The 17,763-nt window shown below is 49.9% G+C and carries 12 protein-coding genes and 1 pseudogene; 9 read left to right on the top strand and 4 right to left on the bottom strand.

The annotated features are described in order from the left end of the window. Positions 1–111: 111 nt before the first annotated feature. Positions 112–1,212: a glycerol dehydrogenase gene (locus tag H7R76_RS15280; protein ID WP_106928720.1), complete on the bottom strand. Its 1,101-nt coding sequence runs from the start codon at positions 1,210–1,212 to the stop codon at positions 112–114. Between the two features lie 83 nt (positions 1,213–1,295). Here H7R76_RS15280 and H7R76_RS15285 point away from each other — a divergent pair, with 83 nt between their 5' ends. From H7R76_RS15285 to H7R76_RS15310, 6 genes are all read left to right on the top strand, one after another. Beyond that, complete coding sequence (locus H7R76_RS15285) at positions 1,296–1,622, top strand: hypothetical protein (protein WP_146145727.1); 327 nt, start codon at positions 1,296–1,298, stop codon at positions 1,620–1,622. Between the two features lie 163 nt (positions 1,623–1,785). Beyond that, positions 1,786–2,856: a dihydroxyacetone kinase subunit DhaK gene (gene dhaK, locus H7R76_RS15290; RefSeq protein ID WP_182965699.1), complete on the top strand. Its 1,071-nt coding sequence runs from the start codon at positions 1,786–1,788 to the stop codon at positions 2,854–2,856. Between the two features lie 11 nt (positions 2,857–2,867). Continuing rightward, positions 2,868–3,500, top strand: coding sequence for a dihydroxyacetone kinase subunit DhaL (gene dhaL / locus H7R76_RS15295; protein ID WP_106928724.1), 633 nt, complete (start codon positions 2,868–2,870; stop codon positions 3,498–3,500). A 16-nt stretch (positions 3,501–3,516) separates the two neighbouring features. Beyond that, complete coding sequence (gene dhaM / locus H7R76_RS15300) at positions 3,517–4,929, top strand: dihydroxyacetone kinase phosphoryl donor subunit DhaM (protein ID WP_182965701.1); 1,413 nt, start codon at positions 3,517–3,519, stop codon at positions 4,927–4,929. A 67-nt stretch (positions 4,930–4,996) separates the two neighbouring features. Further along, entirely contained in the window at positions 4,997–6,646 is a 1,650-nt protein-coding gene (locus H7R76_RS15305; RefSeq protein WP_182929159.1) for a glycerone kinase, read from the top strand. Between the two features lie 525 nt (positions 6,647–7,171). Beyond that, positions 7,172–7,869 (top strand): IS1 family transposase gene (locus H7R76_RS15310; protein ID WP_089569879.1). Its coding sequence is split into 2 segments (ribosomal slippage): positions 7,172–7,430 and positions 7,430–7,869, totalling 699 coding nucleotides; the frame shifts between segments, so codons are not numbered across the junction. Positions 7,870–7,957: 88 nt separating this feature from the next. Here the strand turns inward: H7R76_RS15310 and H7R76_RS15315 are convergent. Continuing rightward, positions 7,958–8,155 carry a hypothetical protein gene (locus H7R76_RS15315; protein WP_182929160.1) on the bottom strand — a complete coding sequence of 66 codons (198 nt, stop codon included), beginning with the start codon at positions 8,153–8,155 and terminating at the stop codon, positions 7,958–7,960. Positions 8,156–8,389: 234 nt separating this feature from the next. Between H7R76_RS15315 and H7R76_RS15320 the strand changes: the two genes are divergently transcribed. Then, positions 8,390–9,076, top strand: coding sequence for a DUF1275 family protein (locus H7R76_RS15320; protein WP_227673981.1), 687 nt, complete (start codon positions 8,390–8,392; stop codon positions 9,074–9,076). A gap of 541 nt (positions 9,077–9,617) precedes the next feature. Here H7R76_RS15320 and H7R76_RS15325 read toward each other — a convergent pair. Together H7R76_RS15325 and cfa are read right to left on the bottom strand one after the other, a co-directional pair. Next, the gene (locus tag H7R76_RS15325) at positions 9,618–10,514 is read right to left on the bottom strand and encodes a LysR substrate-binding domain-containing protein (RefSeq protein ID WP_227673910.1); all 897 of its coding nucleotides are present in this window, start codon (positions 10,512–10,514) and stop codon (positions 9,618–9,620) included. 76 nt (positions 10,515–10,590) lie between these two features. Further along, positions 10,591–11,729 (bottom strand): annotated as a pseudogene (gene cfa / locus H7R76_RS15330) (cyclopropane fatty acyl phospholipid synthase). Between the two features lie 792 nt (positions 11,730–12,521). On the opposite strand from cfa, the gene H7R76_RS15335 reads away from it, so the two are divergent. Then, the gene (locus tag H7R76_RS15335; RefSeq protein ID WP_182965707.1) at positions 12,522–14,921 is read left to right on the top strand and encodes an autotransporter outer membrane beta-barrel domain-containing protein; all 2,400 of its coding nucleotides are present in this window, start codon (positions 12,522–12,524) and stop codon (positions 14,919–14,921) included. Between the two features lie 465 nt (positions 14,922–15,386). Then, the gene (gene adiA, locus H7R76_RS15340; protein WP_182965709.1) at positions 15,387–17,654 is read left to right on the top strand and encodes an arginine decarboxylase; all 2,268 of its coding nucleotides are present in this window, start codon (positions 15,387–15,389) and stop codon (positions 17,652–17,654) included. The last annotated feature ends 109 nt before the right edge of the window (positions 17,655–17,763 follow it).

Here is a 17,763-nt window from a genome sequence, read left to right on the forward strand (position 1 = left end):
GAGAACGGCAAATCCATAAACGCAACAACCCCCGGCGCCGGGGACCGCTCGCCAGGGGGAAAACCACAACGCAGGTGGCACACCAACCGGGTTAACGGTCGGTGGAAAATTTTACTTCGCGGCCAGCCATTCCGCGCCCAGACGATCGGCGGTCAGAATGGCGCCATACACGCTGTCCGGGGTCACCGGGAACGGCATATTGTGAATGGTCTCGCCTTCCGCACAGGTGGCTTTGGCCACCGCGGCAATTTTCGCTTCAATCCCGTCCTTCACGCCCATCTGGGCCAGCGTAACCGGCAGCCCGACCTTCTGGCAGAAGCCCAGCACGGTTTCAATTTCTTCCATCGGGCTGTTTTGCAGCACCAGCTGCGCCAGGGTCCCGAAGGCAACTTTCTCACCGTGGTACAGGTGGTGGCACTCTTCCAGAATCGTAAAACCATTATGGATAGCATGCGCCGCCGCCAGGCCGCTGCTTTCAAAACCAATGCCGCTCAGGTAGGTATTCGCTTCGATAATCCGCTCCAGCGCCACCGTCACGACCCCCGCTTCGGCTGAGCGACGGGCTTTCTCGCCTTCCGCCAGCAGGGTTTCATAGCACAGACGGGCCAGGTTCAGCGCCGCAGCGGTCGACTGACCGCCCGCCATACTGACCGCATGGGCGTCGTAACAGGCTTTGGCTTCAAACCAGGTTGAAAGCGCATCGCCCATCCCGGAAACCAGCAGACGAACCGGCGCTTTGGCGATAATCGCGGTGTCCATCACCACCATATCGGGGTTTTTCGGGTAAATCAGATACTCTTCAAATTCACCCGATTCGGTATAGATAACCGACAGCGCGCTGGTCGGCGCATCGGTTGACGCAATGGTCGGAATAATCACGACCGGCAGGTGCTGGTAATAGCCGATCGCTTTCGCCGTATCGAGCGTTTTACCACCGCCAATCCCCACCACCCCTTTACAGCCTTTTTGTTTAGCTATTGCCCCAAGACGGTTGATTTCCGCATGGCTGCACTCGCCGTTAAAACGTTCCGCGTGGCAGGTGATACCGTTTTCGTGCAGGCCGTTAAGGACTTTATCGCCCGCCAGCTTCATCACAAAATCATCGGCAATCACAAAAAAGCTGTCCGCCAGATTTTTGGCGTACTGGCCGAACAACGCTGATGCATCAGGACCCTGGAGATATTTTGCTGGAGACTGAATAACTTGTAGCATTCTCTACACCCTCACATTGAACTCGTTTCCATGATGGCGCCTGGCGTTGCTCGCTTCTGCCTTTACGGGAGGGAAGCATCGGCATGGCCGGCGCGGTAGACATCACTTTAGAGCGGGTGCAGCGCAAAAAAATGCTTTGCTATTTCGTTCCACAACGAAACCTAAGCCCGAAATTTTCGTTCCATGATGAAACACTAACACGCAAAGAGCGTCAGGTTTGCGATCCAGGTCCGGATCGTTCTCACACTATTGTACGCCGTAAAACGCCCTTTCCCGCGGCTTTGCCAGCGCTGAACGAAAAAAAATGCACGCCAACGGCAAAGCGGTCAGCGGCAAATACGCAACGGTGGCGAGAAAAGCTTGTTCAGGCTCTCACTTTTGCGTCCTGTCCGCAAAAAACGTTTCATTAAGAAACGTTTCTCTGCAATCAGGTTTCGACTTGAAACTAAAATAAGTGGGGATTTTCTTTTTTCCATGCCAGGCCAGAATCACTCTATCGGCACACACCTGAATGCCGACCCTACGCGGAGTTGCCCACGGGCGCTCCACATCACATCCAGCGGAGTACACATAATGAAAAAACTGATTAACCGTGTGGAAGAGGTATTAACGGAACAACTGGCCGGGCTGGCAAAAGCGCACCCGTCACTGAAATTGCATCAGGATCCGGTGTACGTGACCCGCGCCGATGCGCCGGTCGCCGGGAAAGTGGCGCTGCTCTCCGGCGGCGGCAGCGGCCACGAGCCGATGCACTGCGGGTTTATCGGCCACGGTATGCTGAGCGGCGCCTGTCCTGGCGAAATTTTTACGTCGCCAACCCCGGATAAAATGTTCGAATGCGCGATGCAAATTGACGGCGGCGAAGGCGTACTGCTGATTATTAAAAATTACACCGGCGACGTGCTGAACTTTGAAACGGCCACTGAACTGCTGCACGAAAGCGGCATTAAGGTCACCACCGTGGTGGTGGATGATGACGTCGCCGTGAAAGATAGCCTGTATACCGCCGGGCGTCGCGGGGTCGCCAATACCGTGCTGATTGAAAAACTGGTCGGCGCGGCGGCTGAACGCGGCGACAGCCTGGACGCCTGCGCCGAGCTTGGCCGTCGGCTCAATAACCAGGGCCACACGCTCGGCATTGCGCTGGGTGCCTGCACGGTACCGGCAGCGGGCAGGCCGTCGTTCGAACTCAATGATAATGAAATGGAGTTTGGCGTTGGGATCCACGGCGAACCCGGTATTGACCGCCGCCCCTTCACGTCGCTTGATGACACCGTGGACGCCATGTTCGCCACGCTGCTGGAAAATGGCCAGTACAGCCGCACGCTGCGTCAGTGGGATACCGTCAACGGCAGCTGGCAGGAAGTGACCCAGAGTAAACAGGCGCTGCAAAAAGGCGATCGGGTGATTGCCATGGTCAATAACCTCGGCGCCACCCCGCTTTCTGAACTGTACGGCGTCTATAACCGTCTCGAAAGCCTGTGTGGTGAAGCCGGGATCGTCATCGAACGCAACCTGATAGGCTCCTGGTGTACCTCGCTGGATATGTCAGGTTTTTCCATCACCCTGCTGAAAGTAGATGAGGATATTCTCACTCTGTGGGATGCCCCGGTTCATACCCCTGCCCTCAATTGGGGTTGCTAAGGAGATCTGCAATGTCACTGAACAGAGAAAACATTGTCGACTGGCTGTATCGCTGCGGCGAAATTTTCACCACCCAGTGTGACTTTCTGACCGGCCTGGACCGCGAGATAGGCGACGCCGATCACGGCCTCAACATGCACCGCGGTTTTAGCAAAGTCGTCGAAAAACTGCCGTCTATTGCCGACAAAGACATTGGTTTTATTCTTAAAAACACCGGCATGGTGCTGTTGTCTAACGTCGGCGGCGCCAGCGGGCCGCTGTTTGGCACCTTCTTTATTCGTGCCGCACAGGCTACTCAGGCGCGACAAAGCCTCTCGCTCGACGAGCTCTATTTGATGATTCGGGAAGGCGCAGACGGCGTCGTCAGCCGCGGCAAGGCGGAGCCGGGCGATAAAACCATGTGCGATGTCTGGCTGCCGGTCGCCGACTCGCTGCGGCAATCCAGCGAACAGCATTTGTCGATCGACGCTGCGCTGGACGCAGCCTGCGACGTGGCGCAACGCGCCGCACAGTCCACCATTACCATGCAGGCGCGCAAGGGCCGTGCCAGCTATCTGGGGGAGCGCAGCATCGGCCATCAGGATCCGGGGGCGACCTCGACGCTGTTTATGGTGCAAATGCTGGCCGCTGCGGCAAAAGCCTAAGATAAAGGATAAGGCGATGGTAAACCTGGTAATCGTATCTCACAGCGCCCAACTGGGCCAGGGGGTCGGGGAACTGGCCCGCCAGATGTTAAGAGGTGATGGCTGCAGGCTGGCCATCGCCGCCGGGATTGACGATCCCGACAACCCTATCGGCACTGACCCGATTAAGGTCATGGATGCCATTATTTCGCTCGCGGACGCCGATGCCATTCTGGTGTTGATGGATATTGGCAGCGCCTTAATGAGTGCAGAAACGGCCCTCGATCTGCTTGAGCCTGAGATCGCGGCGAAGGTACATTTGTGCCCGGCTCCGCTGGTTGAAGGCGCGCTAGCCGCTGCGGCCAGCGCCGCAGGCGGCGCGAGTATCGACAAAGTGATTTTTGATGCACAGACCGCGCTGCGGGCCAAACGCGTTCAGCTTGGCTTCCCCGCGCAGGAGACGGAGGACGACGCCGCGTCGGGCGAAGAGAGCGACTTCAGCGACGCACAGTCTATTACCGTTGAAATTCAGAACCCGAATGGCCTGCACGTTCGTCCGGCGGCCCGGCTGGTCGAAGGGCTTGGCGGTTTCAACGCGGCGCTGCTGCTCGAAAAAGACGGCAAATGCGTGAAACCCGACAGTATCAATCAAATTGCCCTGCTGAAGGTTCGCTGCCACGATCGGGTACGTCTGATTGCCAAAGGCCCGCAGGCGCAGGAAGCGCTGGCGGCGTTTCGGGCGCTGGCAGAGGATAATTTTGGCGAACGCCTGGCGGCTATAGCACCTCCGGAAGACCGCCCGAGCACGCCGTCTACGGCAAGCGGCCAGGTCCTGCACTATCAGCCTGCCGCCTACCCGGTCGTACGTACGGCAAATGGGCGAGCAGAAGACGAATTTCGCCGCCTGAAAATCGCCGTCAGCCGTACCTTAGACGATCTCGCGGGCCTCACGGCGCTGGCGGCCGAAAAATACGCTGACGATATTGCCGCCATTTTCGCCGGCCACCAGACCCTGCTCGATGATCCGGAGCTGATGAAAGAGCTGGAACAGACGCTGCGTGAACAGAAGTGCAGCGCAGAATGGGCCTGGCAACAGACGATGAGCGCACTCAGCCAGCAGTATCAGGCGCTGGACGATGCCTATCTTCAGGCACGGTATATTGACGTCGACGATATTCTGCACCGCACCCTCGGGCACCTGCTCGATGCCGCCGATAGCGCGCCAGCGCTGCTGCATCGCACGATCCTGATTGCGGATGATATCTACCCTTCCGTGGTGCTGCAGCTTAACGCTGAAAACACCGCTGCCATCTGCCTGCGGCAAGGCAGCCCGCTGGCTCACGGGGCCCTCATCGCCAGACAGGCCGGTATTCCCTGGCACTGCCAGCAAGGCCCGGCTTTCGACACGCTGCGCAACGGCGACCCGTTGACGCTTAATTTCACGCTTTAATCTCCCCGGCAATGTTCTGCGCAGCGCGCTGCGCAGGCTTGCTACAGCCAAAATTCAGGAATCTGTTATGTCGCAATTTTTCTACAATCAACGCGAAAACCTTGTTAATGACGCTATCGAAGGGGCCATTATCGCCAGCCCGTGGAATAACCTGGCCCGCCTGGAAAGCGACCCGGCCATTCGCATCGTGGTGCGCCAGGATTGGGATAAATCAAATGTCGCGGTGATTTCCGGCGGCGGTGCCGGCCACGAGCCAGCGCATACAGGTTTCGTGGGTAAAGGTATGCTGACGGCGGCGGTGTGCGGCGACCTGTTTGCCTCGCCTAGCGTGGACGCCGTGTTGACGGCCATTCAGGCGGTCACCGGCGATGCGGGCTGCCTGCTGATTGTTAAAAACTACACCGGCGACCGTCTTAACTTCGGACTTGCCGCCGAGAAAGCCCGCCGTATGGGCTACAAAGTGGAAATGGTGATTGTCGGCGATGACATCTCATTGCCGGATAACAAACACCCGCGCGGTATTGCCGGTACTCTGCTGATCCACAAAGTGGCCGGTTATTTTGCTGAAAATGGCTACAACCTGGACACCGTCACCCGCGAAGCACGGCTGGCGATGGCGCGCGTGTTCAGCATCGGCGTGGCGCTGGCAAGCTGTCACCTTCCCGCAGATCCGAATGACGGCGTGCGGCATCATTCCGGCCAGGCCGAACTGGGCATGGGGATCCACGGCGAACCGGGTGCCAGCATCGTCGACACGCAGAATAGCGTTGAGATTGTACGCATGATGGTAGACAAAATTCGCGCTGTGCTACCGGATACCGGGCGGCTGGTGCTGATGCTGAACAACCTCGGCGGCGTGTCGGTCACGGAAATGGCGATTATCACCCGCGAGCTGGCGCACAGTGCCCTTGGCGCCCGTACCGATTGGTTAATCGGCCCGGCAGCGCTGGTCAGCGCGCTGGATATGAAAGGTTTCTCCATCACGGCAATGGTGCTGGAAGAAAGCATTGAAAAAGCGCTGTTATCAGAAGTCAGGACCGCAGGCTGGCTGCCGCCGGTGCGGCTGCGCGCGCAGCGTACTCAGCCCTGCGCCATTCGCAGCGCCCGGGTAGAATTTACGCCGTCGGAAAATGCGCTGGCGGGCCACTATGTTGAAACCGTTACGGCAACGCTATCGGGCCTTGAAGCCGAGCTGAACGCGCTTGATGCCAAAGTGGGCGACGGCGACACCGGCTCTACCTTTGCCGCCGGCGCACGCGAGATTGCCCACCAGCTGCATCAGCACCGCCTGCCGCTGGCACAGCTGGATACGCTGTGTGCACTCATTGGCGAACGCTTAACGGTGGTTATGGGCGGTTCCAGCGGCGTGCTGATGTCAATTTTCTTCACCGCCGCAGGCCAGGCCATTCACGAAGGCCAACCCTTCGTCGCGGCCCTTCAGGCGGGCCTGACGCAGATGAAATTTTACGGCGGCGCCGACGTAGGCGATCGCACGCTGATTGACGCGCTCCAGCCCGCACTGGAGGCGCTGGCCCAGCAGCCAGACAATCTTAGCACCGCCTATCTGGCGGCACAGGCTGGCGCCGACGCCACCGTCCACGCCACCCGCGCCAATGCAGGCCGCGCATCTTACCTGAACAGTGACAGTCTGGCGGGCAATATGGACCCGGGGGCACACGCGGTGGCCATGGTGTTTAAGGCGCTGGCGCAGCGGTAGTCGGGAGAGAAAATGGGCACCCGCATGGAGCAGCGGGTATTTTATTCTTTCGCAAACAATTGCTGAATTGTACGTACATAAACGCGGGACGATAAATATCGTACCCGCGTGAGTTAATCATAAAGGGCTGAACGGCCAGGCATAGCCCGACTGTTCGGTTCGATATTCCATCGATAACGACATAAGTAGATGTATTTTGTGCCCTATCGCGCTGACACCAACCTTGCCCTGGTGATACTCATTTTTTATTGAATTGTTCAAATGTGACATTGTACAGAAACGGTTTAAATTCAGGTCATAAAAAGAAGACGACCTGGCTTTATGGTGGTTGAGAGGCCAGTAAAGAGGCCTCTCAGTACGTACATAAACGTCAATAATATCATTATGTTAGTTTAGTGTACCTGAAGATAGTTTAGAGATAATAAGCTTCTCTATTTACAGGTATGCCGCAAGATTGATACGCGTTCAATTATTGGTCATGACGCCAACTTAGTGCTGCTGTATACTTCGCCTTTTGGATAAGTGATGGCAAAGATTGATGTGGTTTGTCCCCGTTGCTCTGAAACTCAAGGGGTTATCCGTAATGGTCACTCAACGTCAGGTGCTCAGCTCTATCGCTGCAAGCTCTGCCTGAAAACCTTCCAGCTCAGCTTTCAGTACAACGCCGCTAAACCCGATACCCATCAATCCATTATTGATATGGCAATGAATGGGGCCGGGTGTCGTGACACTGCACGAGTCCTTGATATCAGCCTCAATACTGTCCTCCGCCATCTAAAAAACTGGCGCCGAAACAGGTAGCGCAACACATTGAGCCCGGAGCAGAAGTTGTCATCTGTTGTGAAGCTGATGAGCAGTGGTCATTCGTACGTTGTAAGGGCAATCCACGCTGGCTCTTTTATGCCTATGACCGCATCCGAAAGCGGGTTCTTGCTCACGTCTTTGGCCCCCGAAATGCGGTGACGTTACAGCGGCTTCTGGCACTGCTGAGCAAATTTAATATTGCCTTCTACATGACCGATGCGTGGCCGGTATACCGGACGTTGCTGGACTCAGCCAGCCATGTAGTCAGCAAGAAATATACCCAGCGAATAGAGCGTCATAACCTGAATCTGCGGACTCACCTTAAGCGCCTTACCCGAAGGACAATCTGCTTTTCAAAATCAGAAGAAATGCACGATAAGGTCATCGGATGGTATCTGACAATCAACCATTACCACTAAATCAGCGTCACGACCCAATTATTCACTACTGATATTAACGAACAATACGTTTGCATATATCATCAGATTATAAAATCGAAAACAGGACTCAAACTTTATGGCAAGCCGGGGTATATTTAACCCAAAAATCTTTCCCATGCAAAACGCTTTTTTTGTAGACTCTATAACCCAACGAAAACGCCCATAACGCAGCTGCTTCTGGATCATCAAATGATTTCATAACAGAATGTTCAATCAGAACGCTGGCTTTATTATTATCCTCAACAATATATGCTGTCTTTATCATATCCGACACCTTTATTTAGTATTGATTATCTACAACCTGACGCTATCACCGACCTTGTCATTCTCACAAGGAATATTAATATTCCATTTTTTATGGTGTGGAATTGATATAATCAGTACCCAATTAAAGTTTGCATTAAATGAATTTATTTAAAAATTTAACGATATCGAACATTTGGTAAGGCATATGAATATCAAAATATACCGTTCAACAAACCACGAAATCCACTATCTTATGTCATACATAGGTGGTTGTATGGAAGTGATGAGCTTTATTTATCTCTATAAAGCGTTGATAGGGTTTATGACGTCAAACATGGTATTTGGTATAACATCGCTTGTAAAATTCAGTTTTGACTTTGAGTCTGTTTATCATATTTTAATCATTGTTATATGGCTTGTGATAAGCGCCATCCATCAACTTATCGAATATAAATACATCAGTAAAACCAAAAGTCCGTGGCATGTTTATGCTATAAGTCTTACGCTAAATTGCTTTTTAATGATTGCATTTATCGCGCTGGGGAATTATATGTTTACGCATGAATTATTCACAAACCATCCAACGATAAAAGTAATGCCGCTAGTAACCATCGGTCTTATTTTTATGTACATACAGAATTTCATCATTAAAAGTGGCGGCACCAAACTCCCGACGTCGACTTCTGTTGTCACATCCGTTTATATACTGATGATAACCACGTTATGCCAATCGTTTCTGAAAAACAAAAACAAAGAAAGGACAAGGTTAAGATTTGAAAGTTTGCATTATTTCCTTGTGATTCTGCATTTTTTCATCGGTGCATTTATCACTGCGATATTAAATAAATACATTCATTTTTATGCACTTATTATTCCATCAGTGGTATTAATAGTATTTTGCATTAAAATCTGGTCGTTGCACATGTCCAAAGCTGCATAGTGAGCATCATCTTTAATATATTGTTGCAGTCAGAGTCCGATGGCAGTTATGCAAAGCACAACTGCCATCAGCGAACAGCGTCGTTATCATGCTCAGGGGATAAACCTGACAATCAGGCCCGTCACTTCGCCTGAAGAAAATAGGCTTATTCTGTATTTCATTTTTTCAGTAGCAACTAAACTAAAAATGAGCGCAAGAATAAACGCTTATGACTACTTAACTCGTGTAAAGACAAGCGTGTAGGGGGTTTTATTCTTATCAAACCATAATATTTCAGCGCTATCACCAACAAACATCTCTGCATATACTGCTCGTGAGCGCATATAAGAAATATTTTTCCCTAACATACATGAAAAGAGACTGAGACTGTGAAAATAGACTATATCCCCTGAAGGTTTGATAACTTTAAGGGAATAGGCTCTTTGTCGCATTGCACCACGTATTGATGAATTAAATGGAGCGAAGGTTCTGTATCCGCTGGTTGTTAATGGCATCCCACCGCCTCTCGCATAATATTATCTACACCATCAAATATGGAGGTCTATCTTTCGTGATCCATCTCTCTATTACCATTCATATTGGCTATTGCCGCACGGATCAGAGTATGAACAGGATCTTTTGTAGAGCGTTCGTGCCACATAAGATTATAGGCAAATGATGATGTTGCATCATTTAATTTAATTTCACGATACTCACCTTCTTTCAGCAACTCGTTGCCGGTGGTTCTGAGCGTAACTAAGATTACATTATCGTCAGTCAGCTGCGAGATCCACTGCCTAAAGTTATTGGTTACCGTCATAAGAATATTTAACGCATTCTTGTTTAGTCTATTTTCTTCGATAAAACTATTAAACAAGTAAGGACTAACATTGTACACAAGAAGTGGTGTAGCGTATATTTTTTCAAGATCAATGCAATTCATATACATATCGCTATTTTTCTTGCATAGAAAAATAAGCTCAGAAAATCCAAGTATTTTAGAATGAAATCCTGCAGGTATATCATGGAAAAAATGACATACCGCAACATCTATTTTCCCCTGTTTTAAATTCTCAAGAATTTCTTTGGAACCAGAGATATAGGGTGGGGAGAAGTTTAATGAAATATCGGTATAGCTTGCTCTGATCTTTTGGAGCAACGTCGGGGCTTCGTACAAGTTAAACCAGTGCGGTAAAATTATATTATATGTTTTCTTAACTCCATTTTTCAGCTGCTCTAAGATCGACTGGTTGGCATAAATCGTATTTTTCACAAGTGAACACAAGACTTCACCCACAGGCGTCAATGTGTATAAATTATTAGACTTAATATATAACGGATCGTTAAACTCCTTTCTCATCTCCATCAACAACTTACTCATTGAAGGCTGACTAATACCAAGAGCAAATGCGGCAAAACTGACGCACTGCTCATCAAAAAGCGTTGCTAATGCAACCATACCCTGGTATGAATTGTTGAACATTGAACGATAATAGTTATTATTCATATTAACCCTATATGACATCTGTAACACGCTATCGCGCTACGCGAAGTCCACCTCTGACTCCATTTTTACTCAATAAGACTTGCCATAGCTGGATTTCTCTCGCTCTAAATGCACCGGCACAAGAGCAAAGATAATAATGGAACATTCTTAAAAATCTTTCATCATAATCTTTTTCGTGAAATTTCCAGTTGTGAAGGAAGTTCTCATCCCACGCCATCAATGTCTTATCGTAATCAGCACCGAAATTGTGCCAGTCTTCCATGATAAAACGTCCTTCAGTGCAGGATGCTATTTCCTGTATAGACGGCAGGCGTCCATTAGGAAAAATGTAACGATTAATCCACGGATCCACCCCACCGCCGGATTGATTACTGCCAATACAGTGTAATAAAAACAAGCCATCCTCTGTTAAGCACTCATGCATTTTATTGAAAAACACACCATAATTCTTCAATCCAACATGTTCAAACATGCCTACGGAGACAATCCTGTCAAATTTTCCCTGCAACTCACGATAGTCGGTTAGTTCTATCGTGACATCTAGCCCACGGCATCTGTCTTCAGCCAGTTTCTTTTGTTCTTCAGAAATTGTTATCCCTGTTACCGAAACATTATAATTCTGAGCTATAAATGATGCTAATCCTCCCCAGCCACACCCAACGTCTAAAACTTCCATTCCTGGTTTCAACATTAATTTATCACATATTAATGATAATTTATTAACCTGAGCCTGCTCGAGATTACAAGCGTCTTTCCAGTATGCGCAAGAATATTGCATCCATGGTTCAAGTATAGACTCAAAAAGGTTATTCCCAAGATTATAGTGTACTTTAGCTACTTTTCGGGAGCGTGAAATAGACTGTAAATTAATAGCCCGCGAGACAACATAGTAGACAGCATCGTGAAAATTATCCGAGACTTTGCTATCAATTCCCTCACTCAATAATTTATAAAAAAATGCGTCCAGATACTCGCAATCCCACCAGCCATCCATGTAGGCCTCACCTAACCCTATTGACCCTCTTTTAAAACACGTTTATATAGCCTGGAGTCATTAACTTTAATGTCACCCGGATTGTCTCCATTTATGATGACGTCACATTGGTATAATAATGATTCAATGATTTGACGACTGCGGCTAATCTTACTTATTTCTAATGTGCTCATTATATCTCCTTAAAATACAGTGAAGAATGTTATGCAAAGGAGCCATAAAAAATCAATGAATATAAATATTCTTATAATGAATATTTCACAGATAACATTAACGACGTATGATTATCGTTATCTGAACCATCTAAAGGTGAACAGTATATTGCTTGATTTCACTGCGAATGCACCTTCTGAAGTAAAGTTGACAGCCTCATCGGTTATCAATCTGCAACGGGCAGCATCAACAGCTAAATCCGCAACGGTAGAGAACATAGTGGCGGCTGTAAGGATGCGCCAAAAACAACGTCAGCAGCAAAATGCTATTATATACAGGCGATGCTGCTGCAAAACTTAAAATATACGATACCGCTTTTGTCTTTTTATATTAAAGCATTCCAATATAAAATCTTGTTTGTTCATTTTTAGCCACAGGAGTAAACCACTGGAAGCCTGATCCCTGCGTTACGCCCGAGCTATATGATTGCCCACTGACGTAATCAGCGCACGGCTTTACAGCCTAAACCTTCATAATAAATACATGCACTCGATGTCAATCCATTATTATTTAACAAAGACATCTGCTTTACCGAGCATTCCTTATTAAGGCGGCACTTACCCTTCCCGTAAATATTGATCGCCATCAAAAACAATAAAATAAGATTTTATTGAAAACTTATTTTTTGTAAACACGTGTATATATTTTCAATTCAACGTCAACCAATACGACTAGCGTCATTCATTTAGCATAGGTTTAATATTGAGAAGATTAAATAATACTCAACATTCATTGCCAAAAGGATTGGTGCCATGACATTCATAAGAAAACCTCTGGCCTTTACAGTACCATTAGCTTTATTTGGCATTTCCTCACCCATTATCGCTTCAGATTTTGAGGTTAATGATGGTGAAACGACCAGTGGTGTTATTGTTAATAGTACGCAGATACAGAATGTAAATAATGGTGGCACATCGACAAGTACATCGGTAAACACGGGGGGAGTGCAGAATATCTATGATGGCGGTATGGCAAATAGTTCAACCGTTACCTATGGCAAACAAAACGTCTACTCGGGCGGTATAGCAAATAGTTCACTCATTCAAGGTGGCACCCTCACCATTGATGGAGGGACGTCTAACGATGCTTTTATGCTGTTGGGCGTTGTGAATATTATCAACGGAGGTATCAGTAATGGTCTAACACAAACAGGTGGGAGTACCTATGTTGCAAATGGCGGAATAGCCAATAACACAACCATCCATGGCAATAATACGCATATGATCGTTAATGACGGTGGAATATCGAATAACACCACCATTATTGGCCGCAATGCCGCACGTGAAACCATTAATAGCGGGGGAATATCTTATGGTACTACCATATATAATGGCGGCACTCAATATATTAATAGCGGTGGCTTAGCCAACGGGGCGATTATCCATGACGAAACGGCTCAGCAGATTGTTTCCGCTGGCGCTACGACCCATAATAGTATTATGCACAATGGATTAATTACACTAGCGGGCACCGCTAATAATACCGTTATTCACGGCGGCACAATGGAAGTGAATCGTATCGGCATCGCCAACAACACGCTCATCAATAACGGCACATTGCATGTTTTCGGCACGTCGACTCACACCACGATTAATGGCGGTCAATCCTGGTTATATACCGGGGGATTCGCTGATGGCAAAACCGAAATCAACGCCTCGGGCGAAATGCTGATGGAAGCGGGTTCTCATGCCACTGACGTTGTGATACAGGGAGGCACCCTTTCCATCACTGACCTGACGGACGATACGACAAGCTATACGGCCGCCCAGGTTGATAAGCTAACCCTGTCGGACGGTTATGTTTCCTTCCTGCGTGATAGCGAAGGAGACTACGCCGCGCTTAATATTACCGAATTAAACGGCACGGGTAATTTTCTGTTCAACGCGTCGCTGGCTGAACGTAATGCCAACTTCGTGACTATCGCGCATGGCACGGGTCATTTCGGCGTGGTCGTCATCGATTCTGGCCAAGAAATTACCGACCATACCGACCTGACCGTTAACCTGATTCACGATCGGGGCGGAGATATTGATTTCTCCATGGTGACCACAAACGGCCGCAGTACGCGGGCCGTTGATGGCGGTACCTATATGTACACCCTTCACAGCGCGCAGGATAAGGATGGACTGGACGGCGGCACCGTCTGGTATCTGGGGGCCATGACCGATGAAACAGACGGCGGTGATAACGGCGGGAGTGATGGCGGCGGCAATAGCGGAGGTGGAAATCTGGTCACGACCCCATCGACAGATGCCATTCTCAGTATGGCGAATGCCGGGATGAGCATTCTGCGCACGGAACTCGATGCTCGCCGCGTTTATCGCACTAACCAGAATACAGAACGCAAGCGCGGCGAAGGCAACGTCTGGGGACACTACCTGGGTAAAAAGAGCGCTATCGACACCCGCAACGGCGCGGCTTATAAACTGTACCAGAACGGCTTTGTACTCGGTGGCGATCTCAATACCTCGTTTGAACGCGGCGATCTGGTGACCGGGGCGTATATTAGCGTATCCGATAACCATGTGAATCACTCGCGCGGCGGCCAGAGCAAAATTGACAGCTATGGTCTGGGCCTATACGCCACATGGTATGACAACCGAGGTTTTTACCTGGATAGCGTGATGAAAACAAACCGCCTGGGCAGCCAACTCAACGCCAGAATGACCCACGGTGGCCAGGCATCCGGTAACTGGCATCATTACAGCATCAGCTCAGCAGTGGAAGGCGGTATTATTTTTAAGCCTACCGAAAGCCTGCGCATAGCGCCCTTTACCCGCATAACGGGTAGCCATATCAACAATGCCAACATAAAACTTTCCAATGGCATGAAGGCTGAAACAGGCAAAGCTCGTTCATTCATCGCAGAAGCAGGAACGCGAGTGGGGACGCAATTGAGTCTGGGGGGAATCGCGTTTGCACCGTATCTTAGCGCAAGCGTGGAGCAAGAATTTGCTAAATCAAACCAGACCACCATTAACGGCCTTAATCGATTCGATAATGATCAGAACGGAACCTCTGGTAAGTATAGCGCGGGAATCTCCGTCTCCTTTGCCCAGGATGCCGCGTTCTATGGTGAAGCCAGCTATCGTCAGGGCAGCTATATTGAAGAACCTGTTCAGGGTGCGCTGGGGATCCGCATTGGGTTTTAATACTTAATACGTGACAGATCCCCTCGGCGTGTGACGGGGACTGACAGCGCGGATCGTGATTGCGTTCTTAACCCCATCCTGAATGGTATCCACACCCTGAAGGTTGCCGTACAGGGCGTAATCACGACGACGATCATCACTGACAAGCTAACCATTTTTATTTTATTGCGATGTTTTAAAGAACATCGCAATAAAATACTCACATGACGGCAATTGAAAATAAAGAGACCTACTGACCGCAGAGAATCTACGCGAACAAGATGTAATAACGTTCGGCGATCACCATTGGAGGGTCGGTGATTTATCACAAAATAGATTCAAGATTACCCTGTGATATAACGCCATAAATATCAGAATCAGCCATAAAAATAATTGCCCTGTCGATAACCTCTTCTGCTGCATTTACTCTTTTTTTTCGCTGGCGTATTACTTATCTCGTCCCAACATACCGAAGAGATTAACGAGATGAGAATACTAATTGTTGAAAGCGAATTTCTACGCCAGGACACCTGGGTTGGCGCGGCCGTGCATCGCCTGGTGCAGGCACTAAGCCGTCAGGGTATTGAGGTTATGCAATCCGCCTCGCTTGACGACGGTTATGCCATTATCGCAGCCAATGAAGCCATTGACTGCCTGATGTTCAGTTATCAAATGGAAGAGCAAGATGAACACCAGCGCGTGCGCCAACTGCTCGATAAGCTTCACGAACGTCAGCAAGACGTGCCGGTATTTCTGCTCGGTGAGCGTGAGAAAGCCACCGCGCTGATTGACCCGCAACTGATGGAGCTTATCGATGAGTTTGCCTGGATTCTGGAGGATTCTGCTGACTTTATCGCCGGACGCGCCGTCGCCGCAATGAATCGTTATCGACAGCAACTTCTGCCCCCGCTGTTCTCAGCGCTGGTCAAATATAACGATATTCATGAGTACTCCTGGGCCGCACCGGGGCACCAGGGAGGCGTCGGCTTTACCAAAACGCCGGCAGGTCGCCTGTATCATGACTACTACGGTGAAAATCTGTTCCGCACCGATATGGGGATTGAACGCGCCTCTTTAGGCTCTCTGCTGGATCACACCGGTGCCTTTGGGGAAAGTGAAAAAAACGCGGCACGCGTGTTCGGAGCCGATCGCTCCTGGTCCGTCGTGGTCGGGACTTCCGGCTCGAACCGGACGATTATGCAAGCCTGCATGACCGATGATGATGTCGTGGTGATTGACCGCAACTGCCATAAATCGATCGAGCAGGGTCTGATCCTCACCGGCGCTAAACCCGTTTATATGGTGCCCAGCCGAAACCGCTATGGCATTATCGGACCTATCTACCCGCAGGAAATGCTGCCGGAAACCCTGCAGGAAAAGATTCGCACCAGCCCGCTGACACACGAGTATGCGGCGCATAAACCATCCTACAGTGTGGTGACAAACTGCACCTATGACGGCGTGTGTTATAACGCCAAAAACGCCCAGGCGCTACTGGAACAGACCAGCGATCGTATTCACTTTGATGAAGCCTGGTACGGCTACGCGCGTTTCAATCCGGTGTATCACGATCACTATGCTATGCGCGGTAATCCCGGCGACCACACCGGCCCTACCGTCTTCGCGACCCACTCCACGCATAAATTGCTCAATGCCCTCTCTCAGGCTTCCTATATTCATGTGCGCGAAGGCCGTGGCGCGGTGAACTTCTCGCGCTTCAATCAGGCCTATATGATGCATGCCACCACCTCACCGCTGTACGCCATCTGCGCATCAAACGATATTGCAGTCTCCATGATGGACGGTCATAGCGGCCTATCGCTGACTCAGGAAGTCATTGATGAGGCGGTAGATTTTCGTCAGGCGATGGCGCGTCTGTATCGCGAGTTCAGCGACAATAACGATTGGTTCTTTAAACCCTGGAACAAAGAAACGGTGATTGATCCGCAAACGGGTAAAGAAATCGCCTTCGAGGATGCCCCCGCTGAACTGCTCAGTCACGATCAGAACTGCTGGATTATGCGTCCAGGAGAAAGCTGGCACGGTTTTAAAGATCTGCCGGATGACTGGAGCATGCTGGATCCTATCAAGGTCAGTATCCTCGCCCCTGGCATGGGGGATGACGGCAACTTGCTGGAAAGCGGCGTACCAGCTGCGCTGGTCACCGCCTGGCTTGGCCGTCACGGTATCGTGCCAACCCGCACCACCGACTTCCAGATAATGTTCCTCTTTTCAATGGGTATTACCCGCGGGAAATGGGGTACGCTCATTAACACGCTGTGCTCCTTTAAACGCCATTATGATAGCAATGCCCCGCTGTCACAGGTCATGCCGGAACTGAGCAATCAGTATCCGAAAACTTATGCGGCAATGGGCATGCGTGATTTGGGCGATAAAATGTTTGCCTGGTTGAAAAGCAATAACCCGGGAGCCAGTCTTAATGCTGCCTACGCGTCGCTGCCAGAAGCCATGATGACGCCGCGCGATGCGTATCAGGCTATTGTCTCTGATAACGTTGAAATGGTGGCGATTGAACGGCTAGAAAAACGCATTGCCGCCAATTCCGTGATTCCTTATCCGCCAGGCATTCCTATGCTGCTTTCCGGAGAAAACTTCGGTGACAGCAATAGCCCACAGATTGCCTATTTGCGTGCTTTGCAGTCCTGGGATCACGAGTTCCCTGGTTTCGAACATGAAACAGAAGGAACAGAAATTATTGAGGGCATTTACCACGTGATGTGCATAAAGGCCTGAGGCCATTGACGGCTTTTTATATGAAATCTAAAAGCCCGGAAATGTCATTAGTTTAAATCCTGAGTCTCATTTTTGCGCGGGTCGCCCCGCGCTTTTTTCAGTCATGGAG

It is taken from the genome of Klebsiella sp. WP8-S18-ESBL-06, assembly GCF_014169755.1.
Taxonomy (GTDB): Bacteria; Pseudomonadota; Gammaproteobacteria; order Enterobacterales; family Enterobacteriaceae; genus Kluyvera; species Kluyvera ascorbata_B.